The following is an 18052-nucleotide window of genomic DNA, read 5'->3' on the forward strand; positions in this document are numbered from 1 at the left end:
GGCTTGAAGTATGAAGGGATTTACCATAACCACACTCCGGTGTGGTTATTCTGCCCCTCTGGAGAAGAGTCGTGAAGCGACCTGCACTCATTCTTATCTGCCTGTTATTACAGGCGTGTTCAGCCACGACTAAAGAGCTGGGCAATTCACTGTGGGACAGTCTGTTCGGCACGCCAGGCGTACAGCTGACTGACGATGATATTCAAAATATGCCCTACGCCAGCCAGTACATGCAGCTTAATGGCGGGCCGCAGTTATTTGTGGTGCTGGCCTTCGCTGAAAACGGACAACAAAAATGGGTCACTCAGGATCAGGCCACTCTCGTTACCCAACATGGCCGTCTGGTGAAGACTCTGCTCGGCGGCGACAACCTGATTGAGGTGAATAACCTTGCTGCCGATCCGCTGCTCAAACCTGCACAAATCGTTGATGGCGCAACCTGGACGCGCACGATGGGCTGGACCGAGTACCAGCAGGTGCGCTACGCCACCGCACGCTCGGTCTTCAAATGGGCTGGCACCGATACCGTCAAAGTCGGCAGCGATGAAACCCCGGTTCGCGTGCTGGACGAAGAAGTCTCCACCGACCAGGCGCGATGGCATAACCGCTACTGGATCGACAGCGAAGGGCAAATTCGCCAGTCGGAACAGTATCTCGGCGCGGATTACTTCCCGGTGAAAACCACTCTCATCAAGGCGGCAAAACAATGATTAAACAAACTATTGTCGCGTTGCTTTTGAGCGTGGGAGCGTCATCGGTCTTTGCGGCAGGCACCGTCAAGGTGTTCAGCAATGGTAGTAGTGAGGCCAAAACGCTGACGGGCGCGGAGCATTTAATCGATCTGGTAGGCCAACCACGGCTGGCGAATAGCTGGTGGCCTGGTGCGGTGATTAGCGAAGAGCGGGCAACGGCGGCAGCATTGCGGCAGCAGCAGGCGTTGTTGACGCGGCTGGCAGAACAGGCCGCAGATTCCAGCGCCGACGATGCAGCCGCGATCAACGCCTTACGCCAGCAAATTCAGGCGTTGAAAGTGACGGGCAGGCAAAAAATCAATCTTGATCCCGATATCGTCCGCGTTGCCGAACGCGGCAACCCGCCGTTGCAGGGTAATTACACGCTGTGGGTGGGTTCCGCGCCGTCCACGGTCACGTTGTTCGGGCTTATCAGCCGTCCTGGCAAGCAGCCATTCACTCCAGGTCGCGATGTGGCGAGCTATCTCTCCGGTCAGAAGCTGCTTAGCAGTGCAGATCGCAGCTACGCGTGGGTGGTTTACCCGGATGGACGCACGCAAAAAGCGCCGGTGGCTTACTGGAACAAGCGTCACGTAGAGCCGATGCCCGGCAGCATTATTTATGTTGGCCTGGCGGACTCCGCCTGGAGTAAGACGCCTGATGCCCTGAACGCCGACATTCTTCAGACCCTGACGCAGCGGATACCGCAATAATGAAAAAAAGACATCTGCTTAGCTTACTGGCGCTGGGCATTAGCACGGCCTGCTACGGCGAAACGTATCCTGCGCCTATTGGCCCATCGCAATCGGACTTCGGCGGCGTCGGTCTGTTACAAACGCCTACCGCCCGTATGGCGCGGGAAGGGGAGTTGAGTTTGAACTATCGTGATAACGATCAGTACCGTTATTACTCTGCTTCAGTGCAACTCTTCCCGTGGCTGGAAACAACGCTGCGCTACACCGACGTGCGCACCCGGCAGTACAGCAGCGTCGAAGCGTTCTCTGGTGATCAAACATATAAAGATAAAGCCTTCGATCTCAAACTGCGTTTGTGGGAAGAGAGTTATTGGCTGCCGCAAGTGGCGGTTGGTGCGCGGGATATCGGCGGTACGGGGCTGTTTGATGCGGAATATCTGGTCGCCAGCAAAGCCTGGGGGCCGTTCGATTTTACACTCGGCCTGGGCTGGGGATATCTGGGCACCAGCGGTAATGTGAAAAATCCGCTCTGTTCAGCCAGTGATAAATATTGCTATCGCGATAACAGCTATAAACAGGCGGGATCTATCGACGGCAGCCAGATGTTCCACGGCCCAGCCTCACTGTTTGGCGGCGTGGAATACCAGACCCCCTGGCAGCCGCTGCGCCTGAAACTGGAGTATGAAGGCAATAATTATCAGCAGGATTTTGCCGGGAAGCTGGAGCAAAAAAGTAAGTTTAACGTCGGGGCGATTTATCGCGTTACCGATTGGGCCGACGTTAACCTTAGCTATGAACGCGGTAACACCTTTATGTTTGGCGTTACGCTGCGCACCAACTTTAACGATCTACGTCCTTCGTACAACGATAACGCCCGACCGCAATATCAACCGCAGCCGCAGGATGCCATTTTGCAGCATTCGGTGGTGGCGAATCAGTTAACGCTGTTGAAATATAACGCCGGACTTGCCGATCCGCAGATCCAGGCGAAAGGCGATACGCTGTATGTTACCGGCGAGCAGGTGAAATATCGTGATTCGCGCGAAGGGATCATCCGTGCTAATCGGATCGTGATGAACGATCTGCCGGATGGGATCAAAACGATCCGCATTACGGAAAATCGCCTTAACATGCCGCAGGTGACGACGGAAACCGATGTCGCCAGCCTGAAAAACCATCTCGCCGGCGAGCCGCTTGGGCATGAAACGAAGCTGGCGCAAAAACGTGTCGAGCCGGTGGTTCCGCAGTCCACCGAGCAGGGCTGGTATATCGACAAATCGCGCTTTGATTTCCATATCGATCCTGTGCTGAACCAGTCAGTCGGTGGCCCGGAAAACTTTTACATGTACCAACTGGGCGTGATGGGAACGGCGGATTTGTGGCTGACGGACCATCTGCTCACCACCGGCAGCCTGTTTGCTAACCTTGCCAACAATTACGACAAGTTTAACTACACCAATCCACCGCAGGACTCACACTTACCGCGCGTTCGTACCCATGTGCGCGAGTATGTGCAGAACGATGTCTATGTGAATAACCTGCAAGCCAACTACTTCCAGCATCTGGGCAACGGCTTCTACGGGCAGGTTTATGGCGGTTATCTCGAAACCATGTTTGGCGGTGCGGGGGCAGAAGTATTGTATCGCCCGCTGGACAGCAACTGGGCGTTTGGTCTGGATGCCAACTACGTTAAACAGCGCGACTGGCGTAGTGCGAAAGATATGATGAAGTTTACTGATTACAGCGTGAAAACCGGACATCTGACCGCATACTGGACGCCATCTTTCGCTCAGGATGTGTTAGTGAAAGCCAGCGTCGGGCAGTATCTGGCAGGGGATAAAGGCGGCACGCTGGAGATCGCCAAACGCTTTGATAGCGGCGTGGTGGTGGGTGGCTATGCCACGATCACGAATGTTTCGAAAGAGGAGTACGGCGAAGGGGACTTCACCAAAGGCGTGTATGTCTCTATACCGTTGGATCTCTTCTCGTCTGGCCCGACACGCAGCCGTGCGGCAATTGGCTGGACGCCGCTGACGCGTGACGGTGGTCAGCAACTTGGGCGTAAGTTCCAGTTGTATGACATGACCAGCGACCGTAGCGTCAATTTCCGCTAAGTCATGGGAAAGGTGCCAGTTTTCGCACTCACTGGCACCTTTATTCTTAATGGCCTGTCGAGCCATCAGGAACGCAGTTCACCCCCGGTTTGCGATCTGGTGTGTAAAGGCGAAAACATTCTGTCTTCCTGTCCGTCGATATTGGTTGCAGGTCTGGTTGCCTGAGCGACTGGGCCATCATTGGGCTGGAGACATTGCTTTGCGGTAGGTCGGCTTTATCAGCAGTACCGAGCGGACCGGCAAAAGCAGGAAGAACAGAGGCTGATAACAACAAAGCAGCAAAATAAGGCTTCATTTTTACCACCTTTATCAGGTTACGTTTCATTTGTTCCAGAGGAACATTGTCGATTTTTCGCGTATTGCTGGTGGCTGGGAATCACCAGAATGGGTGATTTTTGCAGTACAGGCTATGGTGCGGTTTGTCTTGCCGGATGCGCCGCCAGGCGCGGCTTATCCAGCCTACGGGTAGGCACATCCGATGTTGGTGGGGGCGTCCTAACACCAGGTTGAACAAAACATACACAAAAAATATAGATCCCCGTCACATTTTTGCGTTATACAGGAAGCTCGCCACTGAGTTGGAGAGCTGTTATGACGTCGTTATCTCGTCCGCGCGTGGAGTTTATCTCCACCATTTTGCAGACCGTACTCAATCTTGGCCTGTTGTGCCTCGGCCTGATTCTGGTTGTCTTCCTCGGCAAAGAAACGGTGCATCTGGCTGATGTGCTGTTCGCGCCAGAACACACCAGCAAATATGAGCTGGTGGAAGGGCTGGTGGTTTACTTTCTCTATTTCGAATTTATCGCCCTGATTGTGAAGTACTTCCAGTCCGGTTTTCACTTCCCGCTACGTTACTTTGTCTATATCGGGATCACCGCCATTGTGCGCTTGATCATCGTCGATCATAAATCGCCACTGGATGTGTTGATCTACTCGGCAGCGATCCTGCTACTGGTGATCACCCTGTGGTTGTGTAATTCGAAACGGCTGAAGCGGGAGTAAAAAAAGGCGCTCCAGGGAGCGCCGAATAACAGTCACAAGTTGGGATAACGTAAGTTGAGGGTGCAGCGGCATAACATTGGCAGAACAACATCTTTAACCTTTCACACCACCTGCCGTCAGGCCGTTGACCAGCCAGCGTTGAGCCAGCAAGAAGACGATGGTGATCGGTAATGCAGACATTACGGCAGCGGCGGCAAAATCGCCCCACAGGTAGTTTTGCGGGTTGAGGTATTGCTGCATTCCCACGGCCAGGGTGTAGCTGTTCACGTCACGCAGTAACAACGATGCGACCGGAACTTCAGTAATGGCAGCGATAAACGACAGGATGAACACCACCGCCAGAATCGGTACTGACAGCGGCAGCAGTACGAGGCGGAAGGCCTGCCACGGTGTCGCACCGTCCAGCGCCGCCGCTTCTTCCAGCGAGCCGTCGATCGTTTCGAAATAACCTTTAATCGTCCAGACGTGCAGCGCAATCCCGCCCAGGTAAGCAAAGATAACGCCGCCGTGGGTATTCAGACCGATAAACGGAATGTACTCACCCAGACGGTCAAACAACGCATACAACGCCACCAGTGAGAGTACCGCCGGGAACATCTGGAAAATCAGCATTCCTTTCAGCAGCGTCGCTTTGCCAGGGAAGCGCATACGGGCGAAGGCGTAGGCGCAGGTGGTGGAGAGCGCCACGATACCAATCGCGGAAATCCCGGCGACCTTTACCGAGTTCCACAGCCACAGCAGTACCGGGAATGGCGGTGGCGTAATGCGACCATCGGCCTGTTCAACGCTAAAGCCTAACGCCAGTTTCCAGTGATCCCACGAGATTTGTTCCGGGATCAGGCTGCCTGTCGCGAAGTTCCCCTGGCGCAGCGAGATTGCGACGACCATCAGCAGCGGGAACATAATCGCCGCGATAAAAAGTAGCAGTAGCAGGTGAGTAATAAACAAACGTGCTTTTTGTGATTTCGGTTGGACCATTGCCATTTTTGTTATCTCCCTTAATCAAACTTCATTCGCGTGGCTTTCAGGTTCACTATCGCCAGCGCGCCTACCAGCAGGAAGATCAGCGTGGCAATTGCTGCCGCCAGACCGAAGTCCTGACCTCCGCCGCCTTCAAAGGCGATACGGTAGGTGTAGTTAACGAGCAGGTCGGTATAACCGGCTGGCGTGGTGGTGCCAAGGCGATCCGGGCCACCGTTGGTCAACAGTTGGATCAGTACGAAGTTGTTAAAGTTAAAGGCGAAGCTGGCGATCATCAGCGGCGTCAGCGGCTTGATCAGCAACGGCAGCGTGATTTTAAAGAAGTTCTGGAATGGACCTGCGCCATCCATCGCTGAGGCTTCATACAGATCGTCAGGAATCGCTTTCAGCAAGCCCATGCAGAGGATCATCATGTACGGATAACCCAGCCAGGTGTTGACGATAATCAGCATCGTCCGTGCGGTAGTCGGGTCGCTGAACCAGGCGGGCTTCACGCCAAACAGCGCGCTCAGCATCATGTTGATTTCACCGAAGCTCTGGTTGAACAATCCTTTGAAAATCAAAATTGAAATAAACGATGGCACCGCGTAGGGCAGAATCAGCAGTACGCGGTAGATAGCTTTGCCGCGCAACGCTTCCCATTGCACCAGACAGGCCAGCACCATGCCGACTGCAACCGTTAAAAAGACAGTGATCAGTGAGAACATCACGGTCCAGACGAAAATCGCGAGGAACGGTTTCTGAATGCCTTCGTCGGTGAAGACGCGGGTAAAGTTTTTCCAGCCGGTAGTCACGGTATAACCCGGGCTGAGTTTGTCGTCGCCCCAGTTGCCATCGGCGGTGATGGACTGGTAAAAGCCGATCTGGTCATTCGGACGATATTTTACGCCACTCTGGTTATTGGTCAGCGTACCGTCATCGCCCAGTGTGTAGAGCGGTTGAGTGCCAGAAAACTGACGCAGGGAGCTCATCATCACTTTGTTGTCATCCGGGAGGATGGCGGTAATGTTGCTCAGTGCCTGACGATTTTGGGTAATCACGCGCAGATTTGCACGCTTGCCTTCAGGCTGTGTGGCGCTTTCTTTCAGTTGCAGCTTTTGCTCGCCGCCAAATTTAAAGGCGTCGGAGAGATAATGCTTACCGGTTTCGCCATCGGTGAGCGCCAGTTGCCACTCATCACCTGCCGGATAAAGCCCGAAGTTATAGGTTTTGCCCGCTTGCCAGGAACGATCTAACAGAACTTCCTGGGCGCGTTCAAAAGTTAGCTGGTTAGTGCTGCTGTAGTTGGTAAAAGCAATGGCGATGGTACACACCAGAGGGAAGAGCACGAACAGCCCCATTCCTGCCATTCCCGGATAAACATAGCGCCAGGCGTAGGCTTTCCGGTTGGCGAAAATATACAGTCCCGCAGAACTTAAAATCAGCGTGGTAATGGCGAACAGGTACTCCCCTTGTGCGTACATTAAAACAACAAGGTAACCCACCAGCAGGCCAAGCAGACCTAACACTGACCATTTCAGTGCGTCGCTTTGCCACCAATGTTTCTTTTTAATGACATCCATGGGGTTCTTCCTCATTCCTGGACGGATAAATGATTACACCGCATCCGGCAACAACTGCCTGATGCGGCGCTGGCGCGTCTTATCAGGCTTACGTACAGTTCGTTTTTCCAGGTCGGATGAAGCATTACGCCGCTCCGACAACAACCGCCTGATGCGACGCTGACGCGTCTTATCAGGCCTACATATGTTTCGGTTTCGTAGGCCGGATAAGGCGTTCACGCCGCATCCGGCATTTAGTTTTGTATGTCGGATGAAGCATTTACGCCGTACCCGACAATAACCGCCTGATGCGACGCTGAGGCGTCTTATCAGGTCTACATATGTTTCGGTTTCGTAGGCCGGATAAGGCGTTCACGCCGCATCCGGCATTTAGCAGCATTACTTGGTGATACGACCCTGTGCATCTTTCAGCGCGGCATCAACAGTCTGACGACCGCTGGCGGCGTTGATCACTGCGGTACGCACGGCATACCAGAAGGCGGACATCTGCGGGATGTTCGGCATGATTTCACCGTTCTTGGCGTTATCCATAGTGGCGGCAATGCGTTGATCTTTCGCCAGCTGATCCTGGTAAGACTTCAGCGCCACGGCGCCCAGCGGTTTATCTTTATTTACCGCTTCCAGCCCTTCGTCAGTCAGCAGGTAGTTTTCGAGGAACTCTTTCGCCAGTTCTTTGTTCGGGCTGGCAGCGTTAATGCCTGCACTCAGAACGCCAACGAACGGTTTGGAAGGTTGTCCCTTGAAGGTCGGCAGCAGCGTCACACCGTAGTTCACTTTGCTGGTGTCAATGTTGGACCATGCCCACGGACCGTTGATGGTCATCGCCGTTTCACCTTTGTTAAAGGCCGCCTCTGCGATGGAGTAATCAGTATCCGCATTCATGTGTTTGTTTTTAACCAGATCAACCAGGAAGGTCAGACCCGCTTTCGCGCCAGCATTATCCACACCAACGTCTTTCACATTGTATTTGTCGTTTTCATACTTGAACGCATAACCACCGTCGGCAGCAATCAGCGGCCAGGTGAAGTACGGTTCTTGCAGGTTGAACATCAGCGCGCTCTTACCTTTCGCTTTCAGTTCTTTATCCAGCGCCGGGATTTCTTCCCAGGTTTTTGGCGGGTTCGGCAGCAGGTCTTTGTTATAAATCAGCGATAATGCTTCAACGGCAATCGGATAAGCAATCAGTTTGCCGTTATAACGTACAGCGTCCCAGGTAAACGGATACAGCTTGTCCTGTAACGCTTTGTCTGGGGAGATTTCAGCCAACAGGCCAGATTGGGCATAGCCGCCAAAGCGGTCGTGCGCCCAGAAAATAATGTCCGGACCATCGCCAGTGGCCGCAACCTGAGGGAATTTCTCTTCCAGCTTATCTGGGTGCTCAACGGTGACTTTAATTCCGGTATCTTTCTCGAATTTCTTACCCACTTCTGCGAGGCCGTTGTAGCCTTTATCGCCGTTGATCCAGATTACCAGTTTACCTTCTTCGATTTTGGCGAGAGCCGAGGCGGAAAACATCATCGTCGTCAAAACAGATAATGCGAGGATGCGTGCACCTGTTTTTATTTTCATAATCTCTGGTCCTTGTTGGTGAAGTGCTTGTGAAAACGCCTGAACGGACTCTAGTTTCTTTATACGGCAACCTCTTTCCATCCTCCTTGCCCCTACGCCCCACCTTCGTTTTATGTGATCTGCATCGCAGAAACAGCAGTATTGCGGGAAGGCGCACACAAAATTGCCATGTTTTTTGCAAGCAATATCACGAATTTCCTTACTTTCCCTCGGATTAGTATGCAGAGCCCATCTTCTCATCCTCCCGCCTCCTCCCCCATAAAAAAGCCAGGGGGTGGAGGATTTAAGCCATCTTCCGATGACGCATAGTCACTGCATCATGAATGTTGCTGTCGATGACAGGTTGTAACGAAGGGAGAAGGGCATGGCGAGCGTACAGCTACAAAATGTAACGAAGGCCTGGGGGGATGTGGTGGTATCGAAAGATATCAACCTCGACATCCACGAAGGTGAGTTCGTGGTGTTTGTCGGACCATCTGGCTGCGGTAAATCTACTTTACTGCGCATGATTGCCGGTCTTGAGACGATCACCAGCGGCGACCTGTTCATCGATGAAAAACGAATGAATGACACCCCGCCAGCAGAACGCGGCGTCGGCATGGTGTTCCAGTCCTATGCGCTCTATCCCCATCTGTCTGTGGCAGAAAATATGTCTTTTGGCCTGAAACTGGCAGGCGCGAAGAAAGAGGTCATCAACCAGCGTGTTAACCAGGTGGCGGAAGTGCTGCAACTGGCGCATTTGCTGGATCGCAAACCGAAGGCGCTCTCCGGCGGACAGCGTCAACGTGTGGCGATTGGTCGTACGCTGGTGGCCGAGCCAAGCGTGTTTTTACTCGATGAACCGCTTTCCAACCTCGATGCTGCGCTGCGTGTACAGATGCGTATCGAAATTTCCCGTCTGCATAAACGCCTGGGGCGCACGATGATTTACGTCACCCACGATCAGGTCGAAGCGATGACGTTGGCCGACAAAATCGTGGTGCTGGACGCCGGTCGCGTGGCGCAGGTCGGGAAGCCGCTTGAGTTGTATCACTATCCGGCCGACCGCTTTGTCGCCGGTTTTATCGGTTCACCGAAGATGAACTTTTTGCCGGTGAAAGTAACCGCCGTTGCAATCGATCAAGTCCAGGTTGAGCTGCCGATGCCAAACCTCCAGCAGGTCTGGCTGCCGGTTGAAAGCCATAACGTTCAGGTCGGCGCCAACATGTCGCTGGGCATTCGCCCAGAACATTTACTGCCAAGCGATATCGCCGACGTCATCCTTGAGGGTGAAGTTCAGGTGGTCGAGCAGCTCGGCAACGAAACGCAAATTCATATCCAGATCCCTTCCATTCGTCAAAACCTGGTGTACCGCCAGTCTGACGTGGTGTTGGTAGAAGAAGGTGCCACATTCGCTATCGGCCTGCCGCCAGAGCGTTGCCATCTGTTCCGTGAGGATGGCACTGCATGTCGTCGACTGCATCAGGAGCCGGGCGTTTAAGCACCCCTACAAAAGACACAAAGCCTGTAACAGGCGATGTGAAAAAAGAAAAGCAATGACTCAGGAGATAGAATGATGATTACTCTGCGCAAACTTCCTCTGGCGGTTGCCGTCGCAGCAGGCGTAATGTCTGCTCAGGCAATGGCCGTGGATTTCCACGGTTACGCTCGTTCCGGGATCGGCTGGACAGGGAGCGGCGGTGAACAACAGTGTTTCCAGACCACTGGCGCTCAAAGTAAATACCGTCTTGGTAACGAATGTGAAACTTATGCTGAATTAAAATTGGGTCAGGAAGTGTGGAAAGAGGGCGATAAGAGCTTCTATTTCGACACTAACGTGGCCTATTCCGTAGCACAACAGAATGACTGGGAAGCCACCGATCCGGCCTTCCGTGAAGCGAACGTGCAGGGGAAAAACCTGATTGAATGGCTGCCTGGTGCCACCATTTGGGCCGGTAAGCGTTTCTATCAGCGTCATGACGTTCATATGATCGACTTCTACTACTGGGATATTTCTGGTCCTGGTGCCGGTCTGGAAAACATCGACGTTGGCTTCGGTAAACTTTCTCTGGCAGCAACGCGTTCTTCTGAAGCGGGCGGTTCTTCTTCTTTCGCCAGCAACAATATCTATGACTATACCAATGAGACTGCGAACGACGTCTTCGACGTGCGTTTAGCGCAGATGGAAATTAACCCCGGCGGCACCCTGGAGCTGGGTGTTGACTACGGTCGCGCTAACCTGCGTGATAACTATCGTCTGGTTGATGGCGCATCGAAAGATGGCTGGATGTTCACTGCCGAGCATACCCAGAGCATCCTGAAAGGCTTCAACAAGTTTGTTGTTCAGTACGCTACTGACTCGATGACCTCGCAGGGTAAAGGTCTGTCGCAGGGTTCTGGCGTTGCGTTTGATAACGAAAAATTTGCCTACAATATCAACAATAACGGTCACCTGCTGCGTATCCTCGATCACGGTGCGATCTCCATGGGCGACAACTGGGACATGATGTACGTGGGTATGTACCAGGATATCAACTGGGATAACGACAACGGCACCAAATGGTGGACCGTCGGTATTCGTCCAATGTACAAGTGGACGCCTATCATGAGTACCTTGCTGGAAGTGGGCTACGACAACGTCGAATCCCAGCGTACTGGCGACAAGAACAATCAGTACAAAATCACCCTCGCACAACAATGGCAGGCTGGCGACAGCATCTGGTCACGCCCGGCTATTCGTGTCTTCGCAACCTACGCCAAGTGGGATGAGAAATGGGGTTATGACTACAACGGTAGCTCCTCTTCCAACCCGAACTACGGCAAAGCTGTTCCGGCGAATTTCGAAGGCGGTAGCTTCGGTCGCGGTGATAGCGATGAGTGGACCTTCGGTGCCCAGATGGAAATCTGGTGGTAATAGCAATGTGTAGGCCGGATAAGGCGTTCACGCCGCATCCGGCATAAAAATAGGTTGTCATTATCTATAAGGGGCGTAAGCCCCTCTGATTATCGGGTTAAGCGCGCTATTGCCTGGCTACCGCTGAACTCCAGATTTTGAGGTAAAAACAATGAAAATGAATAAAAGTCTCATCGCCCTCTGTTTATCAGCAGGGTTGCTGGCAAGCGCGCCTGGAATCAGCCTTGCCGATGTTAACTACGTGCCGCAAAACACCAGCGATGCGCCAGCCATTCCATCTGCCGCGCTGCAACAATTAACCTGGACGCCAGTCGATCAATCTAAAACCCAGACCACCCAATTGGCGACTGGCGGGCAACAACTGAACGTCCCTGGCATCAGCGGTCCAGTCGCCGCATACAGCGTCCCGGCAAACATTGGCGAGCTGACCCTGACTCTGACCAGTGAAGTGAACAAACAAACCAGCGTATTTGCACCGAACGTGCTGATTCTTGATCAGAACATGACACCATCGGCCTTCTTTCCCAGCAGTTATTTCACCTACCAGGAACCTGGTGTGATGAGTGCAGATCGTCTGGAAGGCGTTATGCGCCTGACACCGGCGTTGGGGCAGCAGAAACTTTATGTACTGGTCTTTACCACTGAAAAAGATCTCCAGCAGACGACGCAACTGCTCGATCCGGCAAAAGCCTATGCCAAAGGCGTCGGTAACTCGGTGCCGGATATTCCAGACCCGGTTGCCCGTCATACCACTGATGGTCTGCTGAAACTGAAAGTGAAAACCAACTCCAGCTCCAGCGTGTTGGTGGGGCCTCTATTTGGTTCTTCCGCTCCGGCTCCGGTTACGGTAGGCAACACGGCGGCACCAGCCGCAGCCGTACCTGCTCCGGCACCGGCGAAGAAAAGTGAACCTATGCTCAACGACACGGAAAGTTATTTTAATACCGCGATTAAAAACGCTGTCGCGAAAGGTGATGTTGATAAGGCGTTAAAACTGCTTGATGAAGCTGAACGCCTGGGCTCGACATCTGCCCGTTCCACCTTTATCAGCAGTGTAAAAGGCAAGGGGTAATTACGCCCCACAGTGCTGATTTTGCAACAACTGGTGCGTCTTCGGGCGCACCTTTTTTTCTCTCCTTCCTGTGATTGTTGCGTTATTGTTGCGTATTAGATCACTTAATATGCTTTACATCTCCCGTTAACGCTTTTCTGCGATACAATGCCTTTACGTTATGTAACGGAGAGTTCGGCATGTCACACCCCGCGTTAACGCAACTGCGTGCGCTGCGCTATTTTGCAGAGATCCCTGCGCTGGAACCGCAACTGCTCGACTGGTTGTTGCTGGAAGATTCCATGACCAAACGTTTTGAACAGCAGGGAAAAACGGTGAGCGTGACGATGATCCGCGAAGGGTTTGTCGAGCAGAATGAAATCCCCGAAGAATTACCGCTGTTGCCGAAAGAATCCCGTTACTGGTTACGTGAGATTTTGTTATGCGCTGATGGAGAACCCTGGCTCGCCGGGCGTACCGTCGTTCCTGTGTCAACGTTAAGCGGCCCTGAGCTGGCGTTACAAAAATTGGGTAAAACGCCGTTAGGTCGCTATCTGTTCACATCATCGACATTAACCCGGGACTTTATTGAGATAGGCCGTGATGCCGGACTGTGGGGGCGACGTTCCCGCCTGCGATTAAGCGGTAAGCCGCTGCTGCTGACCGAACTGTTTTTACCGGCATCACCGTTGTACTAAGAGGAAAAAAATATGGAGTGGAGTCTGACGCAAAATAAGCTGCTGGCGTTTCACCGCTTAATGCGTACGGATAAGCCAATTGGTGCGTTACTGCTGCTCTGGCCAACTTTATGGGCGCTATGGGTGGCGACCCCCGGTGTTCCTCAACTCTGGATCCTGGCGGTGTTTGTCGCTGGCGTCTGGCTGATGCGTGCCGCCGGTTGTGTAGTGAATGACTATGCTGACCGTAAGTTTGATGGTCATGTTAAGCGCACGGCAAACCGACCGCTTCCCAGTGGCGCGGTGACGGAGAAAGAGGCGCGCGCGCTGTTTGTCGTGCTGGTGCTAATTTCGTTCTTACTGGTGCTGACGCTGAATACGATGACTATTTTGTTGTCGATTGCCGCGCTGGTGCTGGCGTGGGTTTACCCGTTTATGAAGCGTTACACCCATCTACCGCAAGTAGTGCTGGGGGCGGCGTTTGGTTGGTCGATTCCAATGGCTTTTGCCGCTGTGAGTGAATCGGTGCCGTTAAGCTGCTGGTTAATGTTCCTCGCCAATATTCTGTGGGCGGTGGCTTACGACACGCAGTATGCGATGGTTGACCGTGACGACGACGTGAAGATTGGCATTAAATCCACTGCGATTCTGTTTGGTCAATACGATAAATTGATTATTGGCATTTTGCAGGTTGGCGTACTGGTACTGATGGCAATTATTGGTGAGTTAAATGGATTAGGCTGGGGATATTACTGGTCAATTCTGGTCGCGGGCGCGCTGTTTGTTTATCAACAAAAACTGATTGCCAATCGCGAGCGTGAAGCCTGTTTTAAAGCGTTTATGAATAATAACTATGTTGGCCTGGTACTGTTTTTAGGGCTGGCAATGAGTTACTGGCATTTCTGATGATGTAAAAAAGCCGGATGGTCATGGTCATCCGGCTTTTTTCTGGGAAAAGCTGCCTGATGCGCTGCGCTTGTCAGGCCTACATAACACATCGCAATTTATTGAATTTGCAGGCCATGGTAGGCCGGATACATCCGGCAACGCTCACCAGTTACCCTTCGCCCTGCGTCGCACTCTCAATCGTTAAGCGCACATCGGACGTAATCAACTCCGCCAGCAACTGATAAACCTTCATCGTTTCTGCCGGTTCTGCATCGCCGCTGTCGCTGATATACCCTTCATCACGCAGCGTCAGCACCAGAGAACTGAACACCGCTTTGTCGAAGAACTCCGGCGCGTTGATGCCGTGCAGTACGGAAAGACGTTGGGCCACAGTGCGGCTCTCTTTCTCCAGCGTACCGCGATTGATCGACGGGTTGGCGCTCAACAGCCAGAAAGTAATCGCATAACGTTGCAGCGTTTCGCGCGCACCTGCGGCAAGCAACTGAAGCGTGCGGGAGTGCGCCGGATTGATATGCAACTCATCATCTTGCAGCGTAATCAGCCCCTGGCGTTGCATTTCATTCGCCAGCGCATCAATAACGCCCGGCAACTCGTCACGCTCCCAGCGCAGGAACAGCTCCGCTTTTAGCATTGGGTAAAGCACATTGACGTGCTCCATCAACACTTCGCGGGAGATGTGCCGATGCTGGGTGACAATTGCTGCCATCAGCGAAGGCAGAACCAACATATGCGCAATGTTGTTGCGATAGTAGGTCATCAGCACCGCTTGCTCGCGCGGCAGGATAATAATGTCGCCGATGGTGTCTTTCTCGACTTCAAACTTGTTCATTTGCAGCGCGTGATCAATCAGCTCACCGGCGCTGGCTGAAGGAACGGTAGAGTCCGTGGAGTAAGGCACGTTGCGCATCAAATCGAGATAACAATTAAGCTGCTCAGTCAATTGCTCGCGAGTGAGTGAACGCTGACGTGACGCCAGCAGCGCAGTACAGCACAGGTTCATGGCGTTAGCCGCGCCTGCGTTGTTAATGCGCACCATCAGATCGGCAGCAATGTTATTGACTGTCGGCGTTAACCAGGCCGGGCGTACAGCTTCGATGGGATCAATAGATTCACGCCAGTCTGGCACGTGCTGGTTGAGATAGGTCATCAACGGCATTGGTTCACCGAAGTTGACATACCCCTGACCGAGATTACGCAGCTTGCTTAAACCGCGCAGCATCTGCGGCAGGCTCTCTTTCTCTTTCGTCGCGCCGCGCAGCTCTTTGGCGTAAGTACCCACTTCCATGACGTGCTCATAACCGATGTAGATCGGAATCAACGTAATCGGACGTGTACCGCCACGCAGCATCGCCTGAATGGTCATCGACAGCGTGCCGGTTTTCGGATCAAGCAAACGCCCTGTACGCGAACGACCGCCTTCCACAAAGTACTCAACGGAATAACCACGGCTGAACAGTTCGCCGAGATATTCACGGAAGACAGTAGAGTAGAGTTTATTGCCTTTAAAAGTACGGCGAATAAAGAACGCACCCAGACGGCGGAAAATCGGCCCGGCAGGCCAGAAGTTCAGGTTGATCCCGGCGGCGATATGCGGTGGCACCAGCCCCTGGTGATACAACACGTAGGAGAGCAGCAGGTAGTCCATGTGGCTACGGTGGCATGGCACATACACCAGCTCATGACCGTCATGAGCCAGCTGGCGAACGCGTTCGGCATTATGGACGTTGATGCCCTGATAGAGCCGGTTCCAGGTGAAGCCCAGAATACGGTCAGTCAGGCGGATCATCTCGTAAGAGAAATTCGCCGCAATCTCTTCCATCAGCGCAATCGCGTTCTGCTGCGCTTTTTCATGGGAGATTTTTTTGCTGCGTGCTTCATCTTCTACCGCTTTGGCAATTGCACGTGAGGCGAGTAGCTTATTGAACAAATCCTGACGAGCAGGCAAGCGTGGACCCACGGCAGCAAGACGCTGACGGGCAAAGTGCATACGCGCCACACGCGCCAGTTTTTGGGCGATAGTTTTATCTGTGCCGTGTTCATCAGCCATGCGGCGTAGCGAAACTGACGGCGAGAAACGCACAAAGCTATCGCGACCAAGCCACAGTACGGCGAAAAATTTCTGTACGCCGTTGAGCATACGTAGTGGCGGGTTTACTTCGCCTTTTTCACGTCCTGGCGCACGACCAAACATCACCGATACCGGCACCATCTGCACATCCAGATTTGGGTTGCTACGGTGCAGATCGAGATAGTCGTGGAACAGCTTGATAGACTCTTCTTTCGGCGTGTAATAGGTGAAAACACGCGGCCCGCCATGAATAAACACATAGCGCGGCAGTAGCGTGCCGTCTACCTCCAGCGGCTCTAATGGATCAGGCAGGTCATGCGCCAGACACTGGGCGCGCAACGTCAGCAAATCCGCTTTTGAGTTGTACGGTAAAACGTACATAATTGGACGAGAGGTATCGAGCCCCAATTCCGGGGCAGGATCTGCCGGAATAGACTTGCTTTTTACCAGGATGCTTAATGGTAAATTCAGTAATTTGTAGTAAATTCGTGGCCAGCCGGACATAAACGATGTAAAGCCTCTGGTTAATAATGCAAATGCGCGGGAAGGATAGCAGAAAGTCATGGGAAATTCTGTGGTATCCGCTTATGTTTCGCGCGGCGCTACGCTACCGGAATCATCGGATTCAACGGTACACTGATATTGACGCTCATAATGTAAAAAGGTTCTTTCAATGGCCAATAATACCACTGGATTCACTCGAATTATCAAAGCCGCTGGCTATTCCTGGAAAGGTTTACGCGCTGCATGGATCAACGAAGCGGCATTCCGTCAGGAAGGCGTGGCGGTATTGTTGGCGGTGGTCATCGCTTGCTGGCTGGATGTGGACGCGATTACCCGCGTGCTGCTTATCAGCTCCGTGATGCTGGTGATGATTGTGGAAATTCTCAATAGCGCCATCGAAGCGGTGGTTGATCGTATTGGCTCTGAATACCACGAGCTTTCCGGGCGGGCAAAAGATATGGGTTCCGCAGCGGTGCTGATCGCGATTATCGTCGCTGTGGCAACCTGGGTCATTCTGTTATGGTCACATTTTGGATAACCCTTCCAGAATTCGATAAATCTCTGGTTTATTGTGTAGTTTATGGTTCCAAAATCGCCTTTTGCTGTATATACTCACAGCATAACTGTATATACACCCAGGGGGCGGAATGAAAGCGTTAACGGCCAGGCAACAAGAGGTGTTTGATCTCATTCGTGATCACATCAGCCAGACAGGTATGCCGCCGACGCGTGCGGAAATCGCGCAGCGTTTGGGGTTCCGTTCCCCAAACGCGGCTGAAGAACATCTGAAGGCGTTGGCACGCAAAGGCGTGATTGAAATTGTTTCCGGCGCATCGCGTGGGATTCGTCTGTTGCAGGAAGAGGAAGAAGGGTTGCCATTAGTAGGTCGTGTGGCTGCCGGTGAACCGCTTCTGGCGCAGCAGCATATTGAAGGTCATTATCAGGTTGATCCTTCCTTGTTCAAGCCGAATGCCGATTTCCTGCTGCGCGTCAGCGGAATGTCGATGAAAGATATCGGCATTATGGATGGCGACTTGCTGGCAGTGCATAAAACTCAGGATGTACGTAATGGTCAGGTCGTTGTCGCACGTATTGATGACGAAGTTACCGTTAAACGTCTGAAAAAACAGGGCAATAAAGTCGAATTATTGCCAGAAAACAGCGAGTTTAAACCGATTGTCGTTGACCTTCGTCAGCAGAGCTTCACCATTGAAGGGCTGGCGGTTGGGGTTATTCGCAACGGCGACTGGCTGTAACAGATCTCTGATACCGCGATGCCGCCTGGCGTCGCGGTTT

General features: G+C 52.9%; 17 protein-coding genes. 12 read left to right on the forward strand and 5 right to left on the reverse strand.

Features of this window, described 5'->3' with window-relative positions; all coding sequences use genetic code 11:
- Window positions 1–71: 71 nt before the first annotated feature.
- From C3D30_RS00205 to C3D30_RS00215, 3 genes are read left to right on the forward strand one after another with little or no spacing between them, the layout of a single operon-like run.
- A complete protein-coding gene (locus C3D30_RS00205; protein WP_105286300.1) occupies window positions 72–710 on the forward strand; it encodes a YjbF family lipoprotein in 639 nt (212 codons plus the stop codon).
- Window positions 707–1444, forward strand: coding sequence for a capsule biosynthesis GfcC family protein (locus C3D30_RS00210; protein ID WP_105285607.1), 738 nt, complete (start codon window positions 707–709; stop codon window positions 1442–1444). The genes C3D30_RS00205 and C3D30_RS00210 overlap by 4 nt, the downstream gene beginning before the upstream one ends.
- Window positions 1444–3540 carry a YjbH domain-containing protein gene (locus tag C3D30_RS00215; protein WP_105286301.1) on the forward strand — a complete coding sequence of 699 codons (2097 nt, stop codon included), beginning with the start codon at window positions 1444–1446 and terminating at the stop codon, window positions 3538–3540. Before C3D30_RS00210 ends, C3D30_RS00215 begins: the two co-directional genes overlap by 1 nt.
- A gap of 46 nt (window positions 3541–3586) precedes the next feature.
- On the opposite strand, the gene C3D30_RS00220 is transcribed toward C3D30_RS00215, so the two are convergent.
- Entirely contained in the window at window positions 3587–3865 is a 279-nt protein-coding gene (locus tag C3D30_RS00220) for a hypothetical protein (RefSeq protein WP_105286302.1), read from the reverse strand.
- Here C3D30_RS00220 and C3D30_RS20450 point away from each other — a divergent pair, their 5' ends adjacent.
- Together C3D30_RS20450 and psiE are read left to right on the forward strand one after the other, a co-directional pair.
- Entirely contained in the window at window positions 3866–4009 is a 144-nt protein-coding gene (locus C3D30_RS20450; protein WP_000487762.1) for a hypothetical protein, read from the forward strand.
- Between the two features lie 122 nt (window positions 4010–4131).
- The gene (psiE, locus tag C3D30_RS00225) at window positions 4132–4542 is read left to right on the forward strand and encodes a phosphate-starvation-inducible protein PsiE (RefSeq protein WP_105286303.1); all 411 of its coding nucleotides are present in this window, start codon (window positions 4132–4134) and stop codon (window positions 4540–4542) included.
- A 93-nt stretch (window positions 4543–4635) separates the two neighbouring features.
- Here the strand turns inward: psiE and malG are convergent, their stop codons facing one another.
- The 3 genes from malG to malE all read right to left on the reverse strand — a co-directional run bounded on the left by malG (window position 4636) and on the right by malE (window position 8654).
- Window positions 4636–5526 (reverse strand): maltose ABC transporter permease MalG, encoded by an 891-nt coding sequence (gene malG, locus C3D30_RS00230; RefSeq protein ID WP_001252052.1) that lies wholly within the window; start codon window positions 5524–5526, stop codon window positions 4636–4638.
- A 14-nt stretch (window positions 5527–5540) separates the two neighbouring features.
- Complete coding sequence (gene malF, locus C3D30_RS00235; protein WP_105286304.1) at window positions 5541–7085, reverse strand: maltose ABC transporter permease MalF; 1545 nt, start codon at window positions 7083–7085, stop codon at window positions 5541–5543.
- Between the two features lie 378 nt (window positions 7086–7463).
- A complete protein-coding gene (gene malE / locus C3D30_RS00240) occupies window positions 7464–8654 on the reverse strand; it encodes a maltose/maltodextrin ABC transporter substrate-binding protein MalE (RefSeq protein WP_000695404.1) in 1191 nt (396 codons plus the stop codon).
- A 364-nt stretch (window positions 8655–9018) separates the two neighbouring features.
- Between malE and malK the strand changes: the two genes are divergently transcribed.
- From malK to ubiA, 5 genes are all read left to right on the forward strand, one after another.
- On the forward strand, window positions 9019–10134 hold the full coding sequence (gene malK / locus C3D30_RS00245) for a maltose/maltodextrin ABC transporter ATP-binding protein MalK (RefSeq protein WP_000179159.1): 1116 nt from the start codon (window positions 9019–9021) through the stop codon (window positions 10132–10134).
- A 72-nt stretch (window positions 10135–10206) separates the two neighbouring features.
- Window positions 10207–11547, forward strand: coding sequence for a maltoporin LamB (gene lamB / locus C3D30_RS00250; protein ID WP_000973648.1), 1341 nt, complete (start codon window positions 10207–10209; stop codon window positions 11545–11547).
- A 151-nt stretch (window positions 11548–11698) separates the two neighbouring features.
- A complete protein-coding gene (gene malM / locus C3D30_RS00255; protein ID WP_105282698.1) occupies window positions 11699–12619 on the forward strand; it encodes a maltose operon protein MalM in 921 nt (306 codons plus the stop codon).
- A 179-nt stretch (window positions 12620–12798) separates the two neighbouring features.
- Window positions 12799–13296 carry a chorismate lyase gene (gene ubiC / locus C3D30_RS00260; RefSeq protein ID WP_000019214.1) on the forward strand — a complete coding sequence of 166 codons (498 nt, stop codon included), beginning with the start codon at window positions 12799–12801 and terminating at the stop codon, window positions 13294–13296.
- Between the two features lie 12 nt (window positions 13297–13308).
- Complete coding sequence (gene ubiA, locus C3D30_RS00265) at window positions 13309–14181, forward strand: 4-hydroxybenzoate octaprenyltransferase (RefSeq protein ID WP_000455232.1); 873 nt, start codon at window positions 13309–13311, stop codon at window positions 14179–14181.
- A 151-nt stretch (window positions 14182–14332) separates the two neighbouring features.
- Here ubiA and plsB read toward each other — a convergent pair whose 3' ends face one another.
- Window positions 14333–16756 (reverse strand): glycerol-3-phosphate 1-O-acyltransferase PlsB, encoded by a 2424-nt coding sequence (gene plsB, locus C3D30_RS00270; RefSeq protein ID WP_016159874.1) that lies wholly within the window; start codon window positions 16754–16756, stop codon window positions 14333–14335.
- Window positions 16757–16925: 169 nt separating this feature from the next.
- Between plsB and dgkA the strand changes: the two genes are divergently transcribed.
- On the forward strand, window positions 16926–17294 hold the full coding sequence (gene dgkA, locus C3D30_RS00275; RefSeq protein WP_000002906.1) for a diacylglycerol kinase: 369 nt from the start codon (window positions 16926–16928) through the stop codon (window positions 17292–17294).
- A gap of 109 nt (window positions 17295–17403) precedes the next feature.
- Entirely contained in the window at window positions 17404–18012 is a 609-nt protein-coding gene (gene lexA, locus C3D30_RS00280; RefSeq protein ID WP_000646078.1) for a transcriptional repressor LexA, read from the forward strand.
- The last annotated feature ends 40 nt before the right edge of the window (window positions 18013–18052 follow it).

Source organism: Escherichia sp. MOD1-EC5433 (genome assembly GCF_002966005.1).
In the GTDB taxonomy this organism is placed as follows: domain Bacteria; phylum Pseudomonadota; class Gammaproteobacteria; order Enterobacterales; family Enterobacteriaceae; genus Escherichia; species Escherichia ruysiae.

Bases quoted from the DNA above. Each gene is read 5' to 3' on its own strand.
- C3D30_RS00210 (WP_105285607.1), top strand. From the start codon at position 707: ATGATTAAACAAACTATTGTCGCGTTGCTTTTGAGCGTGGGAGCGTCA.
- C3D30_RS00215 (WP_105286301.1), top strand. From the start codon at position 1,444: ATGAAAAAAAGACATCTGCTTAGCTTACTGGCGCTGGGCATTAGCACG.
- C3D30_RS00220 (WP_105286302.1), bottom strand. From the start codon at position 3,865: ATGAAACGTAACCTGATAAAGGTGGTAAAAATGAAGCCTTATTTTGCT.
- psiE (WP_105286303.1), top strand. From the start codon at position 4,132: ATGACGTCGTTATCTCGTCCGCGCGTGGAGTTTATCTCCACCATTTTG.
- malG (WP_001252052.1), bottom strand. From the start codon at position 5,526: ATGGCAATGGTCCAACCGAAATCACAAAAAGCACGTTTGTTTATTACT.
- malF (WP_105286304.1), bottom strand. From the start codon at position 7,085: ATGGATGTCATTAAAAAGAAACATTGGTGGCAAAGCGACGCACTGAAA.
- malE (WP_000695404.1), bottom strand. From the start codon at position 8,654: ATGAAAATAAAAACAGGTGCACGCATCCTCGCATTATCTGTTTTGACG.
- malK (WP_000179159.1), top strand. From the start codon at position 9,019: ATGGCGAGCGTACAGCTACAAAATGTAACGAAGGCCTGGGGGGATGTG.
- lamB (WP_000973648.1), top strand. From the start codon at position 10,207: ATGATGATTACTCTGCGCAAACTTCCTCTGGCGGTTGCCGTCGCAGCA.
- malM (WP_105282698.1), top strand. From the start codon at position 11,699: ATGAAAATGAATAAAAGTCTCATCGCCCTCTGTTTATCAGCAGGGTTG.
- ubiC (WP_000019214.1), top strand. From the start codon at position 12,799: ATGTCACACCCCGCGTTAACGCAACTGCGTGCGCTGCGCTATTTTGCA.
- ubiA (WP_000455232.1), top strand. From the start codon at position 13,309: ATGGAGTGGAGTCTGACGCAAAATAAGCTGCTGGCGTTTCACCGCTTA.
- plsB (WP_016159874.1), bottom strand. From the start codon at position 16,756: ATGTCCGGCTGGCCACGAATTTACTACAAATTACTGAATTTACCATTA.
- dgkA (WP_000002906.1), top strand. From the start codon at position 16,926: ATGGCCAATAATACCACTGGATTCACTCGAATTATCAAAGCCGCTGGC.
- lexA (WP_000646078.1), top strand. From the start codon at position 17,404: ATGAAAGCGTTAACGGCCAGGCAACAAGAGGTGTTTGATCTCATTCGT.